General features: G+C 67.1%; 18 protein-coding genes. 13 read left to right on the top strand and 5 right to left on the bottom strand.

From position 1 onward, the window contains the following. Positions 1–102: 102 nt before the first annotated feature. Positions 103–918: a class I SAM-dependent methyltransferase gene (locus EV652_RS12825; protein WP_132209324.1), complete on the bottom strand. Its 816-nt coding sequence runs from the start codon at positions 916–918 to the stop codon at positions 103–105. 292 nt (positions 919–1,210) lie between these two features. On the opposite strand from EV652_RS12825, the gene EV652_RS12820 reads away from it, so the two are divergent. The 5 genes from EV652_RS12820 to EV652_RS12800 are packed head-to-tail and all read left to right on the top strand — an operon-like array spanning position 1,211 to position 6,710. Next, positions 1,211–3,049: an ABC transporter substrate-binding protein gene (locus EV652_RS12820; protein ID WP_132209323.1), complete on the top strand. Its 1,839-nt coding sequence runs from the start codon at positions 1,211–1,213 to the stop codon at positions 3,047–3,049. Next, on the top strand, positions 3,046–4,140 hold the full coding sequence (locus tag EV652_RS12815; RefSeq protein WP_132209322.1) for an ABC transporter permease: 1,095 nt from the start codon (positions 3,046–3,048) through the stop codon (positions 4,138–4,140). Before EV652_RS12820 ends, EV652_RS12815 begins: the two co-directional genes overlap by 4 nt. Before the next feature lie 5 nt (positions 4,141–4,145). Next, positions 4,146–5,021 carry an ABC transporter permease gene (locus EV652_RS12810; RefSeq protein ID WP_242001723.1) on the top strand — a complete coding sequence of 292 codons (876 nt, stop codon included), beginning with the start codon at positions 4,146–4,148 and terminating at the stop codon, positions 5,019–5,021. After that, the gene (locus tag EV652_RS12805) at positions 5,014–5,826 is read left to right on the top strand and encodes an ABC transporter ATP-binding protein (RefSeq protein ID WP_132209320.1); all 813 of its coding nucleotides are present in this window, start codon (positions 5,014–5,016) and stop codon (positions 5,824–5,826) included. Before EV652_RS12810 ends, EV652_RS12805 begins: the two co-directional genes overlap by 8 nt. Then, positions 5,823–6,710 carry an ABC transporter ATP-binding protein gene (locus tag EV652_RS12800; protein ID WP_132209319.1) on the top strand — a complete coding sequence of 296 codons (888 nt, stop codon included), beginning with the start codon at positions 5,823–5,825 and terminating at the stop codon, positions 6,708–6,710. The genes EV652_RS12805 and EV652_RS12800 overlap by 4 nt, the downstream gene beginning before the upstream one ends. Positions 6,711–6,828: 118 nt before the next feature. Here EV652_RS12800 and EV652_RS12795 read toward each other — a convergent pair whose 3' ends face one another. Continuing rightward, on the bottom strand, positions 6,829–8,865 hold the full coding sequence (locus EV652_RS12795) for a phosphocholine-specific phospholipase C (protein WP_132209318.1): 2,037 nt from the start codon (positions 8,863–8,865) through the stop codon (positions 6,829–6,831). 280 nt (positions 8,866–9,145) lie between these two features. Between EV652_RS12795 and EV652_RS12790 the strand changes: the two genes are divergently transcribed. Genes EV652_RS12790 through EV652_RS12770 form a run of 5 tightly spaced genes read left to right on the top strand, consistent with a single transcriptional unit; the run spans position 9,146 to position 15,060 of the window. Beyond that, complete coding sequence (locus EV652_RS12790; protein WP_158441153.1) at positions 9,146–11,347, top strand: GAF domain-containing protein; 2,202 nt, start codon at positions 9,146–9,148, stop codon at positions 11,345–11,347. After that, complete coding sequence (locus tag EV652_RS12785) at positions 11,344–11,727, top strand: response regulator (protein ID WP_132209316.1); 384 nt, start codon at positions 11,344–11,346, stop codon at positions 11,725–11,727. The genes EV652_RS12790 and EV652_RS12785 overlap by 4 nt, the downstream gene beginning before the upstream one ends. Next, complete coding sequence (locus EV652_RS12780; RefSeq protein WP_132209315.1) at positions 11,724–12,842, top strand: response regulator; 1,119 nt, start codon at positions 11,724–11,726, stop codon at positions 12,840–12,842. The genes EV652_RS12785 and EV652_RS12780 overlap by 4 nt, the downstream gene beginning before the upstream one ends. Beyond that, positions 12,839–14,431 (top strand): peptide ligase PGM1-related protein, encoded by a 1,593-nt coding sequence (locus EV652_RS12775; RefSeq protein ID WP_132209314.1) that lies wholly within the window; start codon positions 12,839–12,841, stop codon positions 14,429–14,431. The genes EV652_RS12780 and EV652_RS12775 overlap by 4 nt, the downstream gene beginning before the upstream one ends. Positions 14,432–14,439: 8 nt before the next feature. Then, the gene (locus EV652_RS12770; protein WP_132209313.1) at positions 14,440–15,060 is read left to right on the top strand and encodes a histone deacetylase; all 621 of its coding nucleotides are present in this window, start codon (positions 14,440–14,442) and stop codon (positions 15,058–15,060) included. Here the strand turns inward: EV652_RS12770 and EV652_RS12765 are convergent. After that, on the bottom strand, positions 15,050–17,152 hold the full coding sequence (locus tag EV652_RS12765; protein ID WP_132209312.1) for a M6 family metalloprotease domain-containing protein: 2,103 nt from the start codon (positions 17,150–17,152) through the stop codon (positions 15,050–15,052). The two genes, EV652_RS12770 and EV652_RS12765, sit on opposite strands and share 11 nt — an antisense overlap. 202 nt (positions 17,153–17,354) lie before the next feature. Between EV652_RS12765 and EV652_RS12760 the strand changes: the two genes are divergently transcribed. Then, positions 17,355–18,713: an NAD-dependent succinate-semialdehyde dehydrogenase gene (locus EV652_RS12760; RefSeq protein ID WP_132209311.1), complete on the top strand. Its 1,359-nt coding sequence runs from the start codon at positions 17,355–17,357 to the stop codon at positions 18,711–18,713. Between the two features lie 160 nt (positions 18,714–18,873). Beyond that, positions 18,874–19,764, top strand: a complete 891-nt coding sequence (locus EV652_RS12755) for a hypothetical protein (RefSeq protein WP_132209310.1) — start codon at positions 18,874–18,876, stop codon at positions 19,762–19,764. On the opposite strand, the gene EV652_RS45200 is transcribed toward EV652_RS12755, so the two are convergent. Both EV652_RS45200 and EV652_RS12740 read right to left on the bottom strand, forming a co-directional pair. Beyond that, positions 19,704–20,354 (bottom strand): excalibur calcium-binding domain-containing protein, encoded by a 651-nt coding sequence (locus tag EV652_RS45200; RefSeq protein WP_242001722.1) that lies wholly within the window; start codon positions 20,352–20,354, stop codon positions 19,704–19,706. The two genes, EV652_RS12755 and EV652_RS45200, sit on opposite strands and share 61 nt — an antisense overlap. Before the next feature lie 94 nt (positions 20,355–20,448). Further along, positions 20,449–20,949 carry a winged helix-turn-helix transcriptional regulator gene (locus tag EV652_RS12740; RefSeq protein ID WP_132209307.1) on the bottom strand — a complete coding sequence of 167 codons (501 nt, stop codon included), beginning with the start codon at positions 20,947–20,949 and terminating at the stop codon, positions 20,449–20,451. A gap of 66 nt (positions 20,950–21,015) precedes the next feature. Here EV652_RS12740 and EV652_RS12735 point away from each other — a divergent pair, with 66 nt between their 5' ends. Then, the gene (locus EV652_RS12735; RefSeq protein WP_132209306.1) at positions 21,016–21,528 is read left to right on the top strand and encodes a PaaI family thioesterase; all 513 of its coding nucleotides are present in this window, start codon (positions 21,016–21,018) and stop codon (positions 21,526–21,528) included. Positions 21,529–21,586: the final 58 nt, after the last annotated feature.

Genomic DNA, 21,586 nt, shown 5'->3' with positions numbered 1-21,586 from the left:
CCCCGTGAGGGCACGTCTCCCAATTCCCTGCGTGCTGCGCGGCATTCGGCGGGCACATCGCCGCGCACCTGCTCGCGACTGCAGGGAATTGAGAGACGTACCCTAGCGGCGGATTCCCACCGCCTCGAGGTACTCCGCCCGCGCGGCGACCGTGCCGTCGTCGGCGTAGTCGAACGCGCGCGGTACGTCGGCGAGCTCGCGGGCGAACTGCTTCAGGTCCTCGCCGTCCAGCGTCCCGGCCAGGCGGGTGATCGGGCCGTAGAAGTCGCGGAACCACTCCGAGAAGTGCTCCGGCGTGTGGTAGCGGAACACGAACTCACGCCGGTTCAGCGCGACCCACTCGACCCGGTCACCGAACAGCTCGAACAGGTGATCCTCGGTGCCCCACAGCGTCGGCGGCTGCACGCCGGCCGGCGGCGGTGCCCACTTCGACACGGTCTTGAAGAGCTGGCCGATCATGCCTGCCGGCGTCCACGACGCCAGTGCGATCTTGCCGCCCGGAGCCGTCACCCGGACCAGTTCGTCCGCGGCCTGCTGGTGGTTCGGCGCGAACATCACGCCGACCGTGCTGCAGGTCAGGTCGAACGAGGTGTCCGGAACCGGCAACTTCTCCGCATCCCCCTCGGTGAACGTCACCGGCAGGTGTTCGGCTGCGGCGCGCTCACGGCCCTGCTCGAGCAGATTCGCCGCGTAGTCGACGCCGGTGGCCTCGGCGAACCGCCGCGCGGCCGCCATCGCCGCGTTGCCCTGACCGCAGGCGACGTCGAGCACTCGTTGCCCGGCCCGTACGTCGGCGGCCTCGACCAGGAGCTCGGCGATGATCTGCAGCGTGTTGCCCACCCGCGGGTAGTCGCCGGTCTGCCAGGCAGCCCGCTGCTTGTCCTTGATCGCCTCGAAGTCCACCGTCGTGTTCGTCATGTCTCCCCCTGGGAATTTCGCGACCGCCCGATGCGGCCGTCGTACTCGATCAAAGAGGGCGGCCGTGTGATGCGGCGTGTGACGATCCGGGGTTGCTCCCGCCTGAGGTTCGTTACGTAGAGCGAACCAACGTTGTCAAAGGTTGGTATATCGACTGAGCAGCGGATTCGTCGCGAATGTTCCAACGTGGCAATGAAGTCTTGCCAACGTTGTCAACGCTACTTATAGTCCGTCACACCTCTCGGTCGGTGATCGCCCTGTCCGCGCAACGAAAACGGAGGTGACTTTCGTCATGAACGAAGCGCCGCGCCCCCAGTTCGAAGACGTCGCTGATGTCGTCCGCTACCAGTTGAGCCGGCGGAGCCTGGTCGGAGGAGGCGCGGCAGCCGCGCTGACCGGCCTGCTCGCCGCCTGCTCAGGCGGTGGTGGCTCGTACTCCGACAAGCCCGCCAACGACAAGCCCGTCGCCACCAAGTCGATCCAGATCGGCAAGGCCAACATCCCGGTCCCGCGGGACCAGTCGGTGATCGTCGGCCAGGTCGAGTACACGGTCTTCGACAGCTTCAACGGGATGATCCCGAACGGCTCGCCGGGCGGTGCCGGTGTGGAGCTGGCTACGGAGCCGTTGTTCTTCCTCAGCTTCGCCACCGGCAAGCTGACGCCGTGGCTGGCGACGGAGTACAAGTACAACGACAGCCACACCGAGCTGACGATGAAGTTCGATCCGAAGGCACATTGGAACGACGGCCAGCCGCTGGGCGCGAACGACTTCAAGTTCACCGTCATGCTGCTGAAGGACCGGCCCGACCTGTTCGGCGGCGGCGGCGACCTGAAGGAGTTCGTCAAGGACGTCGAGGTGCCCGACGACCACACCGCGGTGGTCAAGCTGCTCAAGCCGACGCCGCGGCTGCACTACAACTTCATCGCCGCGATCGCCGGTGCGCCGATCAACCTCATGCCCGAGCATGTGTGGAAGGGGAAGGACCCGACGAAGTACAAGGACAACCCGCCGGTCCGGTCCGGTCCGTACAAGCTGAAGCAGGCGATCCGGAACCAGAAGATGTTCATCTGGGAGAAGGACCCGAACTACTGGAACAAGGACAAGCTCGACCCCAAGCCGCAGTACGCGGTCTTCCAGAGCACGTCGAAGCAGCTCGACCAGGCGTCGCTGGCGTTCGAGCGGGCCGAGTTCGACGTCGGCTCGATCGACGCGCAGCACGCCAAGCAGCTGACCAACACCGGCTACCCGGCCCTGCAGACCACGCAGTTCCACGATCCGAACCCGCGGGTGATGTGGCTGAACTGCGACCCGGCCCGGGGTGTGATGGCGGAGCCGAAGATGCACCAGGCGATCAACTACTGCCTGGACCGGGAGAAGATCGGCAAGTCGGTGTGGCAGGTCGAGGTACCGCCTGCGATCTACCCGTGGGCCGACTACCCGACCAACGACAAGTGGAAGAACGACGAACTGGCGAACAAGTACAAGTTCGAGCACAACCTGGACAAGGCGACGCAGTTGCTCGACGAGATCGCCCCGAAGAACGCCACCGGCAAACGCACGTACAAGGGCAAGGAGATCGTCCTCGAGATCATCACGCCCGCGCCGGTCGACAAGGACGAGTACGCGATCGCCAACGTGCTGAAGACCGACCTCGCCAAGGTCGGGGTGCCGGCCACGCTGCGCAGTCTGTCCGGCAGCGTGCACGATCAGAAGTTCCAGCGCGGCGAGTACGACATCGACTCGAGCTGGGCCGGGTTCGCCATCGATCCCGAGCAGCTCTACACCGACTGGGAGAGCAGCAAGGCGCAACCGATCGGCAAGAACGCCGCCGGGAAGAACAAGATGCGGTTCCGGAACACGAAGTTCGACGAGATCTCCAAGAAGCTGGCCGGGATGGACCCGAACAGCGAGGAGGCCAAGCCGCTGCTCGACCAGGCGCTGGAGATCTACTTCCAGGAGTTGCCGCTGCTGCCGGTGATCCAGACCGGCTACCCGCAGTTCTTCAACACCACGTTCTGGACGGACTGGCCGACCGATGACGACCTCTACGAGGTGCCGCTGAACTGGTGGCCCCACTTCATCTTCGTGCTCGGCAAGATCAAGGCCACCGGGCAGAAGGGACCGGCGTGACGGCAGAGGCGCCGCCCGCGGTCGCTGTCGACAAGCCGCAGGACCCCGCACCCTCGACGGGGGTGCGGGCCTGGCTGTCCCGGCATCCGCTGGCGGCGTACGCGATCCGCCGGTTCGGGCTCTACCTGGTCGAGCTGTGGGGCGCGCTCACCATCGCGTTCTTCTTCTTCCGGCTGATGCCGGGCGACCCGATCAACACCCTGATCCAGAGCCTGCAGCAGAACTACATCTACAACCAGCAGGCGAGCGCCGAGATCATCGCCCGGTACCAGCACGAGTTCGGACTGGATGGCAACCTCTTCTCGCAGTACCTCAAGTACATGGAGAAGCTGATCCTGCACGGCGACATGGGCCCGTCGCTGATCAACTATCCGACGCCGGCCCAGGACGTGATCATGCGGGCGCTGCCGTGGACCATCGGCCTGCTCGGCATCTCCGCCGTGCTGGCCTGGTTCTTCGGCATCATCATCGGCGCGATCGCCGGCTGGCGGCGCGGAAAGCTCGGCTCGTCGATCGCGACCAACCTGTCCATCGCGCTCTCGCACGTGCCGTACTTCTTCGTCGCGCTGATCCTGGTCTACATCTTCGCGTACTCACTCGGGATGCTGCCGGCCAGATCGGCGTACGACTCGCGGATCAACCCGGGGTTCAACCTGGACTTCATCGGCAGTGTGCTGAAGTACGGCCTGCTGCCGGGGTTCTCGATCGTGCTGATCGGGACGTTCAGCTGGATCCTGTCCACCCGGATGCTGATGGTGCCGGTACTCGGCGAGGACTACCTGGTGTACGCCGAGGCCAAGGGCCTGAAGGGCTGGCGGATCCTCACCCGGTACGCGCTGCGGAACTGCTACCTGCCGCAGATCACCGCGTTCGGCATCTCGCTCGGCTTCATCTTCAACGGCAACGTGCTGGTCGAGCAGTTGTTCAACTACCCCGGTCTTGGCACGACACTCGTCACCGCGATCCAGCAGCTGGACTTCAACACGATCCTCGGAGTGACGAATATCGCGATCTTCTCGGTGCTGACCGCCGTCCTGCTCCTCGACCTCCTGCTCCCGCTGCTTGACCCGCGGGTCAAGTACTGGAAGTGATGACGATGAGAATCCTGACTGCGGTACTGCGAACGATCCGGAACAGCCGTCGACTGGCGACCGGACTGCTCATCCTCGGACTGATGGTGTTGCTGGCGCTGTGCAGCCCGCTGATCGCGAAGGCCGTCGGCGGAGGCGAGGATCCGCTCGAGGTCGCGGTGTACGAGAAGTGGCTGGTGCCTGGGCCCGGGCATCTGCTGGGGACCGATCAGTTCGGGCGGGACGTGTTCGCGATGGTGGTGAAGGCGCTCTCGGTCTCGCTGCAGATCGGCGCGATCGCCGGTGTCATCTCGACGGTGGCTGGCGTGATCGTGGCCTTCGTCGCCGGGTACAAGGGCGGCTGGATCGACAACGTGCTGTCGACGTTCACCGGCATCCTGCTGGTGATCCCGACATTCCCGTTGCTGATCGCGTTGTCGGCGTACGCGAAGAACGTCAGCCTGTTCCAGGTCGGCGTGATGATTTCGATCTTCTCCTGGCCGTTCGCGGCCAAGACGATCCGGTCCCAGGTGCTCAGCCTGCGGTCGCGGCCGTTCGTCGATCTGGCCCGGGTGACCAAGGCTCGTGATATCGAGATCATCGTCACCGAGTTGCTGCCAAACCTGCTGCCGTTCATCGGGGTCGGGTTCGCGTCGTCGGCACTGGGCGCCATCTTCGGCCTGGTCGGCCTGGAGGTGATCGGGCTCGGGCCGGGTGGCGTGATCGACCTCGGCCAGATCATCTACAGCGCGATCAGCACCGGAGCCTTGACGCTCGGGGCCTGGCCGATGTTCGTCGTTCCGATCGTGTTGCTGACGCTGCTGTTCGCGGCGCTGAACATGATCAACATCGGGTTGGAAGAGGTCTACAACCCGCGGCTGAGAGGAGTGGCCGGTGAGTGACTCGGTGCTGGAGATCGAGGGTCTCGACGTCACGTACTCGACCACCCGCGGTGACGTGCAGGCGGTCCGCGGTCTGGATCTCGCCGTCCGCCGGGGCGAGATCCTCGGGATCGCGGGGGAGTCGGGCAGCGGGAAGAGCACGCTCGCGGTGGCGTTGCTACGGCTGCTCAAACCGCCGGGCAAGGTGACGGCGGGCTCGGCGATGTTCCGGCCGGCCAAGCGTTCACCGGTGGACCTGCTGAAGGTCGACGGAGAGGAGCTTCGAGTACTGCGCTGGAGCGCCCTGTCCTACTTGCCGCAGGGATCCATGAGTTCGCTCAACCCGGTGATGCGGGTGCAGGAGCAGTTCAAGGACGTGATCCTGGAGCACGCGCCGGGTCGCCGGGAGTCTCTGCCCGAGTTGATCCCCAGGCTGCTGGGTCAGGTCGGGTTGGAGCCGCGGGTCGCGCGGATGTACCCGCACGAGCTGTCCGGTGGGATGAAGCAGCGGGTGCTGATGGCGATCGCGGTCGCCCTCGAACCTGACCTGATCATCGCGGACGAGCCGACCACCGCGCTCGACGTGACCATCCAGCGGGTGATCCTGCAGTCATTGGCCGACCTGCGCACCGACTTCGGCGTCACGCTGATGGTGATCTCGCACGACATGGGTGTGCACGCGCAATTGGCCGACCGCGTCGCGGTGATGTACGAAGGCCGGTTGGTCGAGGTCGGCGACGTACGGCAGGTGTTCAAGGATCCGCAGGATCCGTATACCCGCCAGCTGATCGAGTCGATCCCGCGACTAGGACGGAGGGCCTCGTGAAGTCCGAGCTCGAACTTCGTGGCGTACAGCAACGATTCCACGCCCGTGGGGTGTCCGGCGGCTACATCACCGCCGTCGACGACGTGAGCTTCACGCTCGCGGCCCGGCCGCCGCAGGTGGTCAGCCTGGTCGGGCAGAGCGGCAGCGGCAAGAGCACCATCGCCCGCAACGTGCTCGGCCTGCAGAAGCCGACGGCCGGGTCCGTGCTGTACGGCGGCAAGGACATCTTCAAGCTGAGCCGGGCCGAGTACGACGCGTACCGGCGCGACGTGCAGCCGGTGTTCCAGGACCCGTACGCGATCTTCAACCCGTTCTACCGGGTCGATCGCGCGCTCTGGAAGGCAGTGAAGAAGTTCGGGCTGACGACCAGCCGGTCCAAGGGCCTGGAGCTGATCGAGGAGTCGTTGCGGGCGGTGCGGCTCGAGCCGGAGAACGTGCTCGGCCGGTATCCGCACCAGCTGTCCGGCGGCCAGCGGCAACGCATCATGCTGGCCCGGGTGCACATGCTGCGGCCGTCGTTCATCATCGCGGACGAACCGGTGTCGATGCTGGACGCCCAGGTACGCAAGCACTTCCTGGACATCCTGCTCGACTTCCAGCGCGAGCACGGGATGACCACGCTCTTCATCACCCATGACCTGTCCACCGTCTACTACCTGGGTGGCGAGGTCATGGTCATCACCAAGGGCTCCATCGTCGAACGCGGCCCGGTCTCGACAGTGATGCACAACCCGTCCCACCCCTACACCGAACTCCTGCTTGACTCCATTCCCCAACCTGACCCCGACAACCGCTGGACCACCCGCATCAAGGTCGACGAACTCGACGAGGAGGAGAAGGCCGAAGTCGCCGCCACCAGCGGCCCGGAGACCCCGATCATCTAAGGCTGTTCTGTACCGACGGACGGGTAGTAGTCGGCTTTGATTGACCGACCCGGCGTGGAACTCTCGCCGGATGATCGCTGTGGTGGACTACTACCCGTTCGACGGTACGCAGGTCGGCTCAGACGGTGCGGATCGCGGGGTCGCTGAGACCGATGGTGCCGTTCTCGACGTGGCCGGCGAAGCGGCGCAGGTACGTCGGGTCGGAGTCGGTGAGGATGTGGACGTCGTACCAGCGGTTGGTGGTTGTGCTGGTGTAGGTGGTCTTGCCGGGTCGGAGGTCGAGTCGCTTCGGCTGGCCTCCGTACGCGTTGCTGATGGTGACGCGGCGGGCGATGTCGCTGGTGAAGGTGAGGTCGAGGTCGCCACTGGCGGCGTTCTCCCGGGCGGTGACCTCGAGGCCGGTGGCCGGTTTGCCCTTGAAGGTGCGCAGGAAGCCGTTCGGGCCGTGCACGGTCAAGTCGTAGACGCCGTTGGAGTAGACGGTGTTCCAGCTGTCCGCGATGCTCTTGCCGGCCTCGGTCGTGTACGTCCACGGGCCGTCGGTGCGGTTCGCCGCCGTGATCAGGAACTGAGCACCGGTCCTGGGTCCCGACGTGAAGGTGAGCGTGTACTTGCCACCGGCAACAGAGCCGTCGACGACCGGTGCATAGGGCAACGGCCTGGTACGGCGCCGGCCGCGCTCCTGAGCCGGGATGCTGCCGATCGCGGGCGGCGTCGGCCGGTAGTCCGGGTGCCGGTCGTTGTCCGGCGGCTCGTAGCCCGACGTGTCCGGAAGCTCGGCGGGCTGGGTGCTCGACGTGCCGAAGTCGAAGGCCGAGGTGAGGTCACCGCAGATCGCCCGCCGCCACGGCGAGATGTTCGGCTCGTGCACGCCGAACCGCTTCTCCATGAACCGGATGATCGAGGTGTGGTCGAACACCTCCGAGCAGCTGTAACCGCCGGTGCTCCAGGGCGACACCACGAACATCGGGACGCGTGGGCCGAGACCGTACGGGCCGGCGACGTACTTGCTGCTGCCCGGGTAGTTGTCGAGCGTGGTGTCGACGGTCGACAGGCCCTGTGATGCCGAGGCCGGTGGGTACGGCGGGACGATGTGATCGAAGAAGCCGTCGTTCTCGTCGTAGGTGATGAACAGTGCGGTCTTGCTCCAGACCTCGGGGTTCGCGGTGAGCGCGTCGAGGACCTGGGAGATGTACCAGGCGCCGTAGTTGGTCGGCCAGTTCGAGTGCTCGCTGAACGCCTCGGGTGCGGCGATCCACGAGATCTGCGGTAGGCGGTTGGCCTTCACGTCGGCGGCCAGCCGGCCGAACAGATTCTCACCGGCCTTGGCGTTCGTCCCCGTGCGGGCCTTGTCGTACAAGGGATTCCCGGGAGCGGCGTTGCGGTAGGAGTTGAAGTACAGCAGAGAGTTGTCGCCGTAGTTGCCGCGGTACGCGTCGTCGATCCAGCCCCAGTGGCCGGCCGCGTCCAGACCGTCGCCGATGTCCTGGTAGATCTTCCACGACACACCGGCCTGCTCGAGCCGCTCCGGGTACGTCGTCCAGCCGTAGCCGAGCTCGTCGTTCCCGAGCACCGGGCCGCCGCCGGTGCCGTCGTTGCCGGTGTAGCCGGTCCACAGGTAGTAGCGGTTCGGGTCGGTCGCGCCGATGAACGAGCAGTGGTACGCGTCGCAGATGGTGAACTTGTCCGCGAGCGCGAAGTGGAACGGGATGTCCTCGCGGGTCAGGTACGCCATCGTGACCGCGGACTTGGCCGCGATCCACTGGTTGTACTTACCGCCGTTGATGGCCTGGTGGCCGTCCGGCCAGCTGTGCGGAAGGCCCTGGAGGAACTGGAGGCCGAGGTCGTCGGCCTCCGGGTGGAACGGCAGCGTCTCCTGGCCGGTGCTGCTCGTTTGGTGCCAGATCGGCTTGCCGCTCGGCAGCGTCACCGGCCGGGGATCGCCGAAGCCGCGGACACCCTTGAGGGTGCCGAAGTAGTGGTCGAACGAACGATTCTCCTGCATCAGGACGACGATGTGCTCGACATCCTTGATACTGCCGTACTGACGGTGGGCCGGGATCGCGGCGGCCTGCTCGATGCTGTTCGCCATCGCGCTGTAGGCGGCCGTTGCACCGGCGAGCTGGAGGAACCTGCGACGGTTGATGTCTGGCATGCGTGGTCTCCTGATGGGCGGTGGGGCGGGTGGAGTCTGGAACACCAGCACTGCATCGCAGGCACCCTAACCTGAACGATTAACCGACGGAAGATGAACTTTGATGTTCTCTCCAGGTGACTTTCACACCGTTCTGAGCGTTCAAACGGTAGTTCGATCACCGGAGAGTGATTGCCCCCCGCGACGAACGGCGGGAGACTGGAGAGTGCGGCCTGGGGGACTCGGGGGAGAGGCGGCTGCGATGGGCGGGCGGGCGCTCGCTGGGGGCGCCGGAACAGGGGTGGAGCACCAGCGGCTCCAAGGACAGCTCGCGGCCCTGTCCGACCAGTTCGCCGCGGCCAACGAGGTACTTTCCGCGGTCGGTCGCTCGGCGGGTGCCCCGGACCAGGTGCTCAGCACCATCGTCGAGAGCGCCCGCCGGCTGTGCCGGTCGCAGGCCGCGCAGCTCTATCTGCTCGAAGGCGGGTACTACCAGCTCAGCAAAGCGGTTGGGCTGTCGGCGGAGGCGACTCGCTACCTGATCGACCACCCGACGCCAGTCGATCGGGGCACCTTGATCGGCCGAGTCGGGCTCGATCGCGCCACTCAGCAGATCCCCGACGTCCTGGCCGACCCGGCCTACGGTCGGCAGGAACTCCAGCGGGTGGCGGGATTCCGGACCACGATGGGCGCGCCGATGCTCGTCGACGACGAAGTGGTCGGAGCACTGGCCGTGTGGCGCAATGAGGTCAGCCCCTTCGACGAGCGGGAGCAGAGCCTTGTTACCGCCTTCGCGGGGCAGGCGGCGATGGCGGTCAACAGCGTGAAGCTCGTGCAGCAACTGGAGGCTCGTGGCGCCGAGCTGGCGCGCAAGGTCGGCGAGCTGGAGGCACTGCGCGAGGTCGGCGAGGCGGTCAACTCCAGCCTCGACGTGACCAAGGTGTTGTCGACCATCGCCAAGCACGCGGTCCGGATCTCGGCGACCGACGGCGGCTCGATCATGGAGTACGACCAGGACGAGCGGTGCTTCCTGGTCCGCAGCGTCTACCAGACCGCTCCGCGCGTGATCGAACGGCTGCGCACGACCCGCATCCACCTCGACGAGACGCTGGTCGGCCGCGCGGCCAAGCTCGGACGGCCGTTGGCGGTGCCGGACCTCGGCGCCGCAGAGCTCGATCCACACCTGGCCGTCCTGTACGAAGCCGGTTGGCGCTCGCTGGTCGCCGTACCGCTGCTGCGCGAGGGGCAGATCCTCGGCTCGCTGGTCGTCCGCCGCAAGCGACCCGGTGAGTTCTCGGCCGAGACGCTGACGTTGCTGGAGATGTTCGCCGACCAGTCGACGCTGGCGCTGCTGAACGCGCAGTTGTTCCGCGAGCTGAAACAGCGCAGCGCGGAGCTGGAGGTGGCGAGCCGGCACAAGTCCGAGTTCCTCGCCAGCATGTCGCACGAGTTGCGGACGCCGCTCAACGCCGTCCTCGGATTCTCCGAAGTACTGCTGGAGCGCATGTTCGGAGACCTCAACGAGCGGCAGGAGGAGTACCTGCGCGACATCCACGGCTCGGGTAAGCATCTGCTCGAACTGCTGAACGAGATCCTCGATCTGTCCAAGGTCGAGGCCGGCCGGATGGAGCTGGAGTACTCGACGTTCCCGTTGCGGCGGCTGCTCGACAACACCGCGTCGATGCTGCGCGAGCGTGCGACTGTGCACGGCATCGAGCTGCGGGTGGAGATCGGGCCGGGGATCGATGAGGTGTACGCCGACGAGCTGCGGCTGAAACAGGTCGTGCTGAACCTGATGACGAACGCGGTGAAGTTCACCGGCGACGGCGGCACGGTGGTGGTCCGGGCCACCAGGTCCGGCGCCGAGGTACACATCGCCGTCACCGACAACGGTCGCGGCGTCCCGCCGGAAGATCGGGAGCGGATCTTCGAGTCGTTCCAGCAGGGCGGCCGCGGTCCGTCGCAGGAGGAGGGCACCGGCCTCGGGCTGACACTCTCGCGCCGGATCGTCGAGCTGCTCGGCGGGCGGATGTGGCTGGAGAGCGAGGTCGGCGTCGGCAGCACCTTCGGATTCTCCTTGCGCAGCAGGGAGAACGAGCCCCGGCCGGACGCGGCCCGGTCGGTCGGCGCCGTCGTCGTGATCGAGGACGATCGGCCGTCCCTCGACCTGATCACGGCGTATCTGTCCGGTGCCGCGCTCCGGGTCACGGTGGCCGGGGACGGGCAGTCCGGGCTGGACGCCGTACGACGAGTGCGGCCGGCCGCCGTACTGCTGGACATCCGGTTGCCGGGGATCGACGGGTGGGCGGTCCTGCAGGCGCTGAAGGCAGAGCCGGGGACCCGCGACATCCCGGTGATCGTCGTGTCGATCGTCGACGAACGGGCTCGCGGCGCCGCGCTCGGTGCCGCCGCCTATCTGGTCAAGCCGGTCAGCCGGGACGCGTTGCTCCACGCCCTGGCCGCCGTCGGAGCCGTGGCAGACGACAAGGGGGAGGATCAATGAATCCGGGCCGGATCCTGGTGGTAGAGGACAATCCGAAGAATCTCAAACTGGTGCGGGATGTCCTGCAGTTCTCCGGTTATGAGGTGATCGAGGCGACCTCGGGTGAGGACGGTGTCCGGCTGGCGGCGTCGGAGGAACCCGACCTGATCCTGATGGACCTGCAGTTGCCCGGTATCGACGGTGCCGAGGCGTTGCGCCGGATCCGGTCCGGTGAGCGGACTCGCGAGGTACCGGTGGTGGCGGTGACGGCGTTCGCGATGGACCACGACCGCGAGCGCGCGTTCGCGTCCGGTTTCACCGGGTACGTCGAGAAGCCGATCAGCATCCGTCGTCTTCCCCAGCAGATCAAGGACTTTCTCCGGCTCGGAGGTGCGACATGACGAAGGTGCTGGTGGTCGACGACCAGCCGCCGAACGTACGGCTGCTCGAGGCCATCCTCGCTCCGCGCGGGTACGACGTACTGACCGCGTCGTCGGGGGAGCAGGCGCTGGAGCAGATCGATGCCGAGGACATCGATCTCGTGTTGCTCGACATCCTGATGCCGGGGATCGACGGGTACGAGGTGTGCCGGCGGATCCGCGACCAGGTGGACACGGCGTACCTGCCGGTCGTGATGGTGACGGCGAGCGGTGACGAGCAGAAGGTGAAGGCGCTCGAGGCCGGGGCGGACGACTTCCTGACCAAGCCGGTCAACCAGAGCGAGTTGCTGGCCCGGGTGGCGTCGCTGGCCAGGATCAAGCGGTACCAGGACACGATCAAACGCCAGGCCACCGAGCTGACCGCGTGGAACCAGGAACTGGAGTCGCGGGTCGAGAGTCAGGTGTCGCAGCTGCAGCGGATGGGCCGGTTGCGCCGGTTCCTCAGTCCGCAACTGGCCGAGCTGATCGTGGACTCCGGCGACGAGTCGTTCCTGGCCAGCCACCGGCGCGAGATCGTCGTGGTCTTCTGCGATCTGCGCGGCTTCACCACCTTCGCGGAGGCGAGTGAGCCGGAGGAGGTGATGGGCGTGCTGGAGGAGTACCACCACGCGCTCGGTGACCTGATCTTCCGGTTCGAGGGAACGCTGGAACGGTTCGCGGGCGACGGCCTGATGGTGTTCTTCAACGACCCGGTCCGGTGTGAGGACGGTCCGTTGCGGGCGCTGCGGATGAGTGTGGCGATGCGGACCCGGGTCCGCGGGCTGGCCGAGGCCTGGGGCCGGCGCGGGCACGACCTCGCGCTCGGTATCGGGGTCGCCCAGGGGTACGCGACGCTGGGCACGATCGGCTTCGACGGCCGGCTCGACTACGCGGCGATCGGGAGCGTGACGAACCTTGCCGCCCGGTTGTGTGCCGATGCCCAGCCCTGGCAGATCCTGGCGACCGAGCGGGTCTACAGCGCCGCCGGGGATGCGGTCATCGGCGAGGACGCGGGCCTGCGGGAGGTTCGTGGCTTCAGCCGGACCGTGCACGCGTACACGATCCGCGGTCTCGACAACTCGAGGGTCGCGTCATGACCGGCGACCTATGGACTCCGCCCGACGAGGCGGCGCCTGGACTGTCCGCGCTCACCGAGGACGAGCGCTATCGCCACTTCGACCAGTTGCAGGCACGGATGGCCGGGGTGTGGGAGTCGATGCGGCTCAACCACGACGACGAGTCGGTGGTCGTCGTACCGTCGATCTCGCTGGACCGGACGGAGACCACGGGGACCGGGACGATGATGCAGGCGTACGAGGAGCGATTCCTCTTCCTGCTGGTGCTGCTGCGGCAACCGCGGCTGCGGATGGTCTACGTGACCTCGATGCCGATCGCTCCCGAGATCGTGGAGTACTACCTGGCTTTGCTGCCGGGCGTGATCCCGAGCCATGCGCGGGCCCGGCTGTCGCTGGTGCCGGTCCACGATGCGTCGCCCATCTCGCTCAGCGAGAAGTTGCTCGCCCGGCCGCGGCTGCTGCGACGGATCGCCAAGCTGATCCCGAATACCGCCCGCTCGCATCTGATCCCGTACAACACGACCGAGCTCGAACGCGATGTCGCGCTCAGCCTCGGGATCCCGATGTACGCCGCCGATCCCCGGCTGGAACCCCTCGGGTCGAAATCCGGGTGCCGGCGGATGTTCGCCGAGGTCGGTGTTCCGCATCCGCTCGGTGCGGAGAACCTGCGCAGCCTCGACGAGATCGCCGACGCGGTGCTCGCGATGCGGGCCGAACGGCCCACGATGGACAGCGCGATCGTGAAGCTCAACGAGGGTGTCTCCGGCGAGGGCAATGCGGTGGTCCGGCTGAAGGGACTGCCCGCAGCCGGTGCGCCGACGGAGCGGGACGAGGTGATGAAGCGACTGCGGGAGATGGAGCTGGAGTCGGAGAAGACACCCTTCGACGTCTATATCGCCAAGTTCGCCGAGAACGGCGGGATCGTCGAGGAGCGGATCGTCGGCGAGGAGCTGCAGAGTCCGAGTGTGCAGCTCCGGGTGGTGCCCGGTGGCGAGGTCGAGCTGTTGTCCACGCACGATCAACTGCTGGGTGGTGCGAGTGGCCAGCGGTATCTGGGGTGTGTGTTCCCGGCGGCACCGGAGTACGCGCGGTTGATCTCGGAACACGCCGCGACGATCGGGCGGCGATTGGCGACCGAAGGTGCGCTCGGGCGGTTCGCGGTCGACTTCGTCGTCGTCCGCGGTGCCGACGGTGGGTGGACGCCGTACGCGATCGAACTGAATCTGCGCAAGGGCGGGACGACGCATCCGTTCCTGACGTTGCAGTTCCTGACCGACGGGAGATACGACCCGCGGACCGCGTTGTTCATCACGCCGCGCGGCCACGAGAAGCACCTGGTCGCCACCGATCACCTCGAGTCGGAGCTGCTGAAGGGCTTGGTGCCGGCGGACATCTTCGACATCGTGGCGCGAAACGGGTTGCACTTCGATCAGTCGCGGCAGGTCGGCGTGGTCTTCCATATGATCAGCTGCCTGACCGAGAAGGGCCGGCTCGGGCTGACGGCGGTCGGGGACACCCCGGCCGAAGCGGATCGCCGGTACCGTGATGCCTCCCGCATTGTGCTGGCGGAGGCCGAGCAGGCCTTCGTTGAACATCCGCTTCCGGTCTGAGAGGTTCGATGCAGCGAGTCTGGTACGTCGCCTACGGTTCCAACCTCGCTCTCGGCCGCTTCCGCTGCTACCTGGCCGGCGGCCGCCCGGCCGGCGGTGCGCGGGTGTACCCGGGCTGCCGCGACCGCAGTGACCCCGAGCGGATCGTCGGCGTCGAGGTGGCCGGCGGTCTCCTCTTCGCCGGTGAGTCGAGGGTCTGGGGCGGCGGCTCGGCCTTCTACGACGGCACCGCATCAGGCCGGGTAGCCGGGCGCGCGTACCTGCTGACGCCGGAACAACTGGGTGACGTGGCTGCTCAGGAGATGCGCCGGGAGCCCGGCTGCGAGTTCGCCCAGGATCTCGCCGGTCTGCTGCCCCATGTCGAGGCACTCCACACGATGGGCCCGGGCCGCTACGAAACGGTCGCCCGGCTCGGCGAACAAGACGGCGTACCGATGTTCACGGTGACGCACGGGACCGTGAACGATCTCGAGCCGGCCGCCCCGACCGCGCCGTACCTCCGCTGGATCGCCGCCGGCTTGGCCGAGTCCCACGGCTGGACCGCCGGCCGGGTCGCGGAGTACCTGATCTCCGCGCCCGGCGTCAGCGGTGCTTGGACTCTGGAGGAGCTCGCCGCCCTCAGCGCTTGACGGCGATGCAGGTGGCGGTGGACTTCTTGGTGGGGTCGCTTTCGGAGGTGGCGGTCAGGGTGATCTTGGCCAGGGACGAGGTTCCGGCCTTGGCGTGGACGGGGACGGTCGTTTGCTGGCCGGCGTTGGCGGTGGTGAGGGCGTTGGGGAGGGACATCGACCAGCCGTTGCCGTCGATCGTGGCGTTGAGGCGGTAGACGTCGCCCTTGAGGTACGACGTGATGTCCTCAGGGTGCCCGCTTCCGGTGCCCGCGCTGCCGGTGTTGGTGAGCGGGAACTTGCAAGTCAGTACGCCGTTCTGCGCCTGCACCGCGGCCGTCGGGAGGACGCGGACACCGCGCTTCTGCGCTCCGGCGCCGTCGAGGGATCGGATGGCGACCGTGTAGGACAGCACGCCCTTCTGATCCCGCTTGACGTTGGTGATGTAGAAGTGCAGGCGGTTGGCGGCGTCGGTGTACTCGTACTCGCTGCCCGAGTTCGTCCCGGCGTGGAACAGGGCGTCCGACAGTTGACGGTAGTCGCCGATGGTGATCGGGACCTCGGTACCGTCGGGCAGCACGTAGTCGGTCATGCCGATGTCCTGCGGGTTCGCGTCGACGACCCACTCGAACGGCGCCCGGTCCTCGTTCTTCGTTTTCGCCAGCAGGACGCCGGAGTCGGGTGTGAACGAGTCGGTGCCCATCCGGTCGACGACCTCGACCGTGTAGTTCTGGTACCCGCGGCCGTCGCACATCGGGTCCGTCGTGACGTTACACGCGGGCGCGAGATCACCGGCGGCCCCGAGCTCGATGTTGACGCCGGCCAGCCCCTTCGGCCCCGGCTGCACGGTCCGCGCGGTGACGTCGGCGATCACCACACCCGAGGACTTCAACGCGTCGCGGGACAGCCGCAGGACGTTCTGCTCGTCGACCATCTGCAGCTTGATCTTGTTCCGCAGCATGTGTTGCGCGCCCATCGACCCGCCACCGGTCGCCGGGATCATCCACCGGCTGTGCGGTCCACCCGGGCCGTTGAAGCTGCCCCGGCTGAGCATCTCCCAGATGCCGGTGTACGCGCGCCGTGGTGGTACGCCGTACGGATTGTTGTAGTTGTCGCCGATGCCGAGGATGTGGCTCAGCTCGTGCGCGTAGACGCCCATCCCGGAGCTCTCGGCCTGGGTCGACGAACCGCCGCCCGCGTTCGGCCAGATCGACGCGCCGGCGGCCCAGGAGGTCCACTCGACGTACCGGGTGTCCGACCAGTTCGGCAGGTTCGGGTCCGGTGGGCCGAACTCCTCGGTGACCTCCTCCTTGGTCGGGAACTTCATCATCCCGAACTCCTGCCAGGTGGACGACTCGTCCTGCCCGGCGCTCAGGTAGAAGACGAAGTCGAAACCGGCCGGCACCTCCGGTCCGGTTCCGGCGACCCAGGCGGCGCGGGCATCGGTCCGGATGTTCTTGTTGCAACTGTCGCCGGCCGGGCAGGCGCCGTCGCCCTGGAACTCCATCGCGTACTCGTGCGACTTGCCGGGCATCCGGTACGGGCCGAACCCGGTCAGCTCGACGCCGTACCGGCCGCCGGAGTCCTCCATCCAGTACTCGTGGATGGTGTGACCGCGGTTCAGTGCGCCGGGGGTGTTGAGGAAGTTCTTGTAGAACTCGGCGACCTGCTCCCGCGGTACGCCGTTCGCCTCGGCGCTCGGGTTGCCGAACGGCGTCGAGCCCTTCGGCTTGGTCACGACGAAGTCCTGGTTCGGGTAGTCGACCAGCACCAGCGCACCCTTGAACGTCCTGGTCGACCCCTTGACGTTCGGGTCGGCCCAGTTCGTCCCGGGCGGCTTGCGGTAGTCGCTCCAGGTCATGTGGTCCGGGTTCTCCCAGTTCTGCGGATCGATCGGCCCAGGCAGTCCGTTGCCGGTCGTGGACGCGATCCGCTGCTGCTCGCCGGACTCCTGCCACGGCTGCTTCTGCGGCCAGTGCGGGTACTGCCAGGAGTTCGCGGGATCCGGGGGAGGGGTGGCATCCGGCGAGGCAAGCGCCAGGCTCGGCACCGACACGGCAGCCAGTACGGCGACCAGTCGCAGGACAACACGAAACTTCCGCTGCTCAGACACGGGCGGGCATCCGATCACTCAGGCGGGACAACGGGGCCCTCAGCATCCCTCGCCAACCACTCACTCCACAACCGATCACCCCGAAGGATTTCCCCGCCGTACCGGTCAATTGGTTGCAGTACTCGAGATGTGAGAAGACTGTATACAGTATGGAGAGAAGTGGTTAGCCTGGGCGCTTGCGTCGTCTGTGGATGGAGGACCCATGTATGTGGTGACGAACCCTGCGAACGGTGAGTTGGTCGAGGAGGTGGCCAACTCGACGAACGAGGAGGTGCAGGAGGCGATCGGTCGGGTGCACTCCGGGTTCCCGGGCTGGCGAAGCCGGACTGTCGCGGAACGGGCCGCGATCGTGGCGCGGGCGGCGGACCTGTTCGAGGAGCGGGTCGACGAGTTCGCGAACATCATGACGCTGGAGATGGGCAAGCGGATCAACGAGGGCCGCGGTGAGATCGGGATCGTGGTCGACATCTTCCGGTACTACGCCGAGCACGGGCCGGCGTTGCTGGCCGACGAGCCGCTGGACATCAAGGGCGGCCGGGCCGTGATCACCAAGAGCCCGATCGGCGCGCTGCTCGGGATCATGCCGTGGAACTTCCCGTGCTACCAGGTGGCCCGGTTCGTCGCGCCGAATCTGGTGCTCGGCAACACCATCCTGCTCAAGCACGCGTCGATCTGTCCGCGCTCGGCCCGCGCGATCGAGGAGGTACTGCGGGATGCCGGCGTACCGGACGACGTGTATGTGAACACGTTCGCGTCGAGCCGCCAGATTCCGGCGATCCTGGCCGACCCGCGGATTCAGGGCGTCTCGTTGACCGGCAGCGAACAGGCCGGTATGTCGGTCGCCGCCGAGGCCGGACGGCACCTGAAGAAGACCGTCCTCGAACTCGGCGGCTCGGACCCGCTGATCGTGCTCGACACCGACGACATGGACGAGACGGTCAACGCCACCGCGACCGCGCGGATGCGGAACTGCGGCCAGTCGTGCAACGCGCCGAAGCGGATGATCGTGCTCGCCGACATCTACGACGAGTACGTCGACCAGTTGACCAAGCGGGTCGCGGAGTACTACGTGCCAGGCGATCCGGCCGACCCGGAAACGAAGTTGCCACCACTCGCCTCGGTCGCGGCCGCGGACGAGGTCGCGGCGCAGGTCGCGAAGGCGGTCGAGCAAGGCGCGACGCTGCGGACGGGCGGTCACCGGATCGAGCCCGGCGCGTTTCTCGAGGCGACCGTGCTCACCGATGTCGCGCCGGGCATGGACGCGTACTACGAGGAGATCTTCGGGCCGGTCGTGATCGTGTTCCGGGCCGAGACCGAGGACGACGCGGTCCGGCTGGCCAACGACACCCCGTTCGGTCTCGGCGCCAGCGTGTGGGGGACCGACCCCGATCGGCTCCGCCGCGTCGCCGAGCGGATCGACGCCGGCATGGTCTACCTCAACCGCGCCGGCGGCTCCCAGGCCGACCTCCCGTTCGGCGGCATCAAACGCTCCGGTATCGGCCGCGAGCTCGGCCCCGCCGGCATCGAGGAGTTCATGAACAAGAAGTCGATCAGGCTGTAAAGGGTTTTGAGCCCGTACTTCGGCACCGACGCCCAAAACGTCTACACCACGGCGCAGGCCGGCTGATCCGACACGAGTCGGGCCGCACGTGCAGCTGCCGTGCGGCCCACTCCGGCGCATACTTCGAGATGTAGGGGAGAGCGTGCTCGAGGGGGCCGACATGGCTGAGCCTGCTGGTTATTCCATCAAGACGTACCGCTATCTGCGGATGGCCATGGTCGCCATGGTCGTGCTGCTCGGGGCGTCGCTGGTGATCGAATGGTCGAAGACGGATCCGCACTGTCTGCAGACCTCGATCAGCGCCTACTACTACACCCCGGTCCAGGCGATCTTCGTCGGCGCGTTGATCGCCATCGGCCTCTGCATGGTGGTGCTGAAGGGCAACACCGAGCGGGAGGACATCCTGCTCAACGTGGCCGGCATCCTCGCGCCCGCCGTCGCGCTCGTGCCGACACCCGGGCAGGGTTCCTGCCGATCGGTGCCGGTGGTGCTGGGCGACACGGACGCGAACATCGCCAACAACATGCTGGCCCTCTTCGTCGTCGGCGCACCGTGTCTGCTGGTAACGGCGGTGTTCGTGCTCCGGGCCCGGCTCTCGCGGGCGGACCGGAATCCGATGTACCTGCTCGGCTTCGCGGTCGCGCTGGCGATCTTCGGCGGTGGCATCGCCTGGTTCTTCGTGGACCGGGACGGATTCATCGACAACGCGCACTACGCGGCGGCCGTCGTCATGTTCGTCTGCATCATCGCGGTGGTGCTGCTGAACGCCAAGCAGTTCCGCCGCAAGGACGCGCGGCGCGTGCCTGCCAATCGGTACTCGGTGATCGCGCTCGGGATGGTCGTCGTACCGGTGGTCCTGCTGGCCTGGAAGGCGATGTTCGGCTGGGCGCACGCGGTGCTGTGGGTCGAGGGCGCGCTGATCACCCTGTTCGCGATCTTCTGGATCTTCCAGACCCAGGAGTTGTGGAACGAGGGACTGCGCGAGGGCGGTCAGGAGTTGCCGCGCTCGCAGGCCGTCCCGTCGCCGTTGTTGTCGAGCTCGGCGGAGTAGCCCGGGTCGCCGCGGTGCAGGGGCGCCTTCCCGGCGGCGCGGACCTCGGCGCAGGTGTGGTACACGACCGCCGTGCTGGTGGTGGCCGGTGCGCTGGCGGGCTCGGTCGGCCTCGGGGAGGTCGACTTGGGCGTCGACGGCTGTTCGGTCTGCGGCGCGGTCGGCGTCGTGCTGGGTGTCTGCGTCGGCTCGCCGGTCGGCTCCTGCGTCGGCGTGCTTGTCGGCGCAGCGGTCGCGCCGGCCGGTGTCGGAGCCTCGGTCTCGGGTGCGGTCGGCGCACCTTCTGCCGGCGTCGTCTCGGTCGTCGTCGTAGCTGCGGTGGTCGCCGAGTCGTCGCCTCCGGTGAACGGGTTGAACAGCACCAAACCGATCAGCGCGAGTACGACGGCCGCGGCCGCACCGAGCTTGACGATGCTCGGACCGCCGTACCGGCCGATCGGTCCACGGACCGGTCGCCCGTCCTCGTCGACCCAGAATCGCCAACCGTCCGGCGCAGGCGGCCATGACTCAGCCGGCCCCCAGCTTTTGGGCGGCCGCCACCTGGCATTCGGCGGGTCAGGCCAGCCGGGCGGCGTGTTGAACTGCCTCACGCAACCTCCTAGTCCCCGAGAGGTTGTCCGTCGGCGATGCAGCCTACCGAAGACCGTGCGCGAAGTGTGGCAGGGGGCCCGAAAGCCCTTCATTTCATACGTTTGAACGCCGCAGGCGAGCGCCGGGACCTGGTCGCGGTACGGCGTCGCGCGGTGACTCGATGCTGTGGCCGGACTCGCAGTGGATCTCGGTGTGGACGACTGCACCGCAGTCGCGATGGGTGATGGTGAGCGGTGAGCCTTCCTCGCCGACGAGGTACTTGTCACCCCAGTCCCGGATCGCGATGAGCAGCGGGTAAAGGTCGAAACCCTTCTCGGTCAGCCGGTACTCGTCGCGTTGCCGTGCGCCGGGCTCGCGGTACGGTACCCGGCGGAGGATGCCGTGGTCGACGAGTTTGCTGAGCCGGTTGGACAGCACCTGCCGGGGGATATCGGTCCGGATCCGCAGGTCGTCGAACCGGCGGATGCCGTTGAACACCTCGCGCAGCACCACCACGGTCCACCGCTCGCCGAGGATCTCCATCGCCCGGCCGATCGGGCAGTTGTCCACCGACCAGTCCAAAGCGTCGTACGTCGTGGCATTCGACACCGTCATACCGGCCATCGTAGTGAGTGCTAGGTCTCGTTGACAGACCCAGGTGGGTGATGTGAGGCTCGGTCCATGACTGAGACCCAGCAGGCGACCCGCAGCCGTACCTTCTCCTGGTCCGACCCGGCGCAGACGGCGGCGTCGCTCGGCGCGATCTCCGGGCTGGAGATGTTGCAGGCGATGCGGGACGGGAAGATCCCGGCGCCGCCGATCCTGCAACTGGTCGGTGGGACCGGGATCGAGGTCGAGGAGGGCAAGGTCACGGTCTTCATGCCGGCGGAGGAGTTCCACTACAACCCGCTCGGCACGGTGCACGGCGGAGTCATCGCGACCCTGCTCGACACCGCGGCCGGCTGTACCGTGCACTCGACGCTCCCGGCCGGCGTCGGCTACACCTCACTCGACCTGATGACACGCTTCCTCAAGCCAGTCACGGTCGCCTCCGGGCTACTCCGCTGTGAAGGCGCCATCATCAGCCGGGGCCGCCGCACTGCCGCGGCCGAATCCCGCCTCTTCGACGAACACGGCACCCTGCTGGCGCACGCCACCTCGACCTGCCTGCTCTTCGAGATCCCAACCGCCTGACCGCCTCGCGGTAGCCACCCGGCCAAACAGTCCACGGCGCCAACCTTGGGAAGTAACA

Origin of the sequence: Kribbella steppae (genome assembly GCF_004342025.1) — a bacterium.
Classification (GTDB): domain Bacteria; phylum Actinomycetota; class Actinomycetes; order Propionibacteriales; family Kribbellaceae; genus Kribbella; species Kribbella steppae.
The sequence above is the reverse complement of the archived record's forward strand: the minus strand, read 5'-3'. Positions and strand labels throughout refer to the sequence as shown.

What these genes read in the sequence shown, in the direction of transcription:
- EV652_RS12775 (WP_132209314.1), top strand. Translation starts at nt 12,839, where the DNA reads ATGACCGGCGACCTATGGACTCCGCCCGACGAGGCGGCGCCTGGACTG.
- EV652_RS12795 (WP_132209318.1), bottom strand. Translation starts at nt 8,865, where the DNA reads ATGCCAGACATCAACCGTCGCAGGTTCCTCCAGCTCGCCGGTGCAACG.
- EV652_RS12820 (WP_132209323.1), top strand. Translation starts at nt 1,211, where the DNA reads ATGAACGAAGCGCCGCGCCCCCAGTTCGAAGACGTCGCTGATGTCGTC.
- EV652_RS12810 (WP_242001723.1), top strand. Translation starts at nt 4,146, where the DNA reads ATGAGAATCCTGACTGCGGTACTGCGAACGATCCGGAACAGCCGTCGA.
- EV652_RS12825 (WP_132209324.1), bottom strand. Translation starts at nt 918, where the DNA reads ATGACGAACACGACGGTGGACTTCGAGGCGATCAAGGACAAGCAGCGG.
- EV652_RS12780 (WP_132209315.1), top strand. Translation starts at nt 11,724, where the DNA reads ATGACGAAGGTGCTGGTGGTCGACGACCAGCCGCCGAACGTACGGCTG.
- EV652_RS12760 (WP_132209311.1), top strand. Translation starts at nt 17,355, where the DNA reads ATGTATGTGGTGACGAACCCTGCGAACGGTGAGTTGGTCGAGGAGGTG.
- EV652_RS12735 (WP_132209306.1), top strand. Translation starts at nt 21,016, where the DNA reads ATGACTGAGACCCAGCAGGCGACCCGCAGCCGTACCTTCTCCTGGTCC.
- EV652_RS12770 (WP_132209313.1), top strand. Translation starts at nt 14,440, where the DNA reads ATGCAGCGAGTCTGGTACGTCGCCTACGGTTCCAACCTCGCTCTCGGC.
- EV652_RS12755 (WP_132209310.1), top strand. Translation starts at nt 18,874, where the DNA reads ATGGCTGAGCCTGCTGGTTATTCCATCAAGACGTACCGCTATCTGCGG.
- EV652_RS12740 (WP_132209307.1), bottom strand. Translation starts at nt 20,949, where the DNA reads ATGACGGTGTCGAATGCCACGACGTACGACGCTTTGGACTGGTCGGTG.
- EV652_RS12785 (WP_132209316.1), top strand. Translation starts at nt 11,344, where the DNA reads ATGAATCCGGGCCGGATCCTGGTGGTAGAGGACAATCCGAAGAATCTC.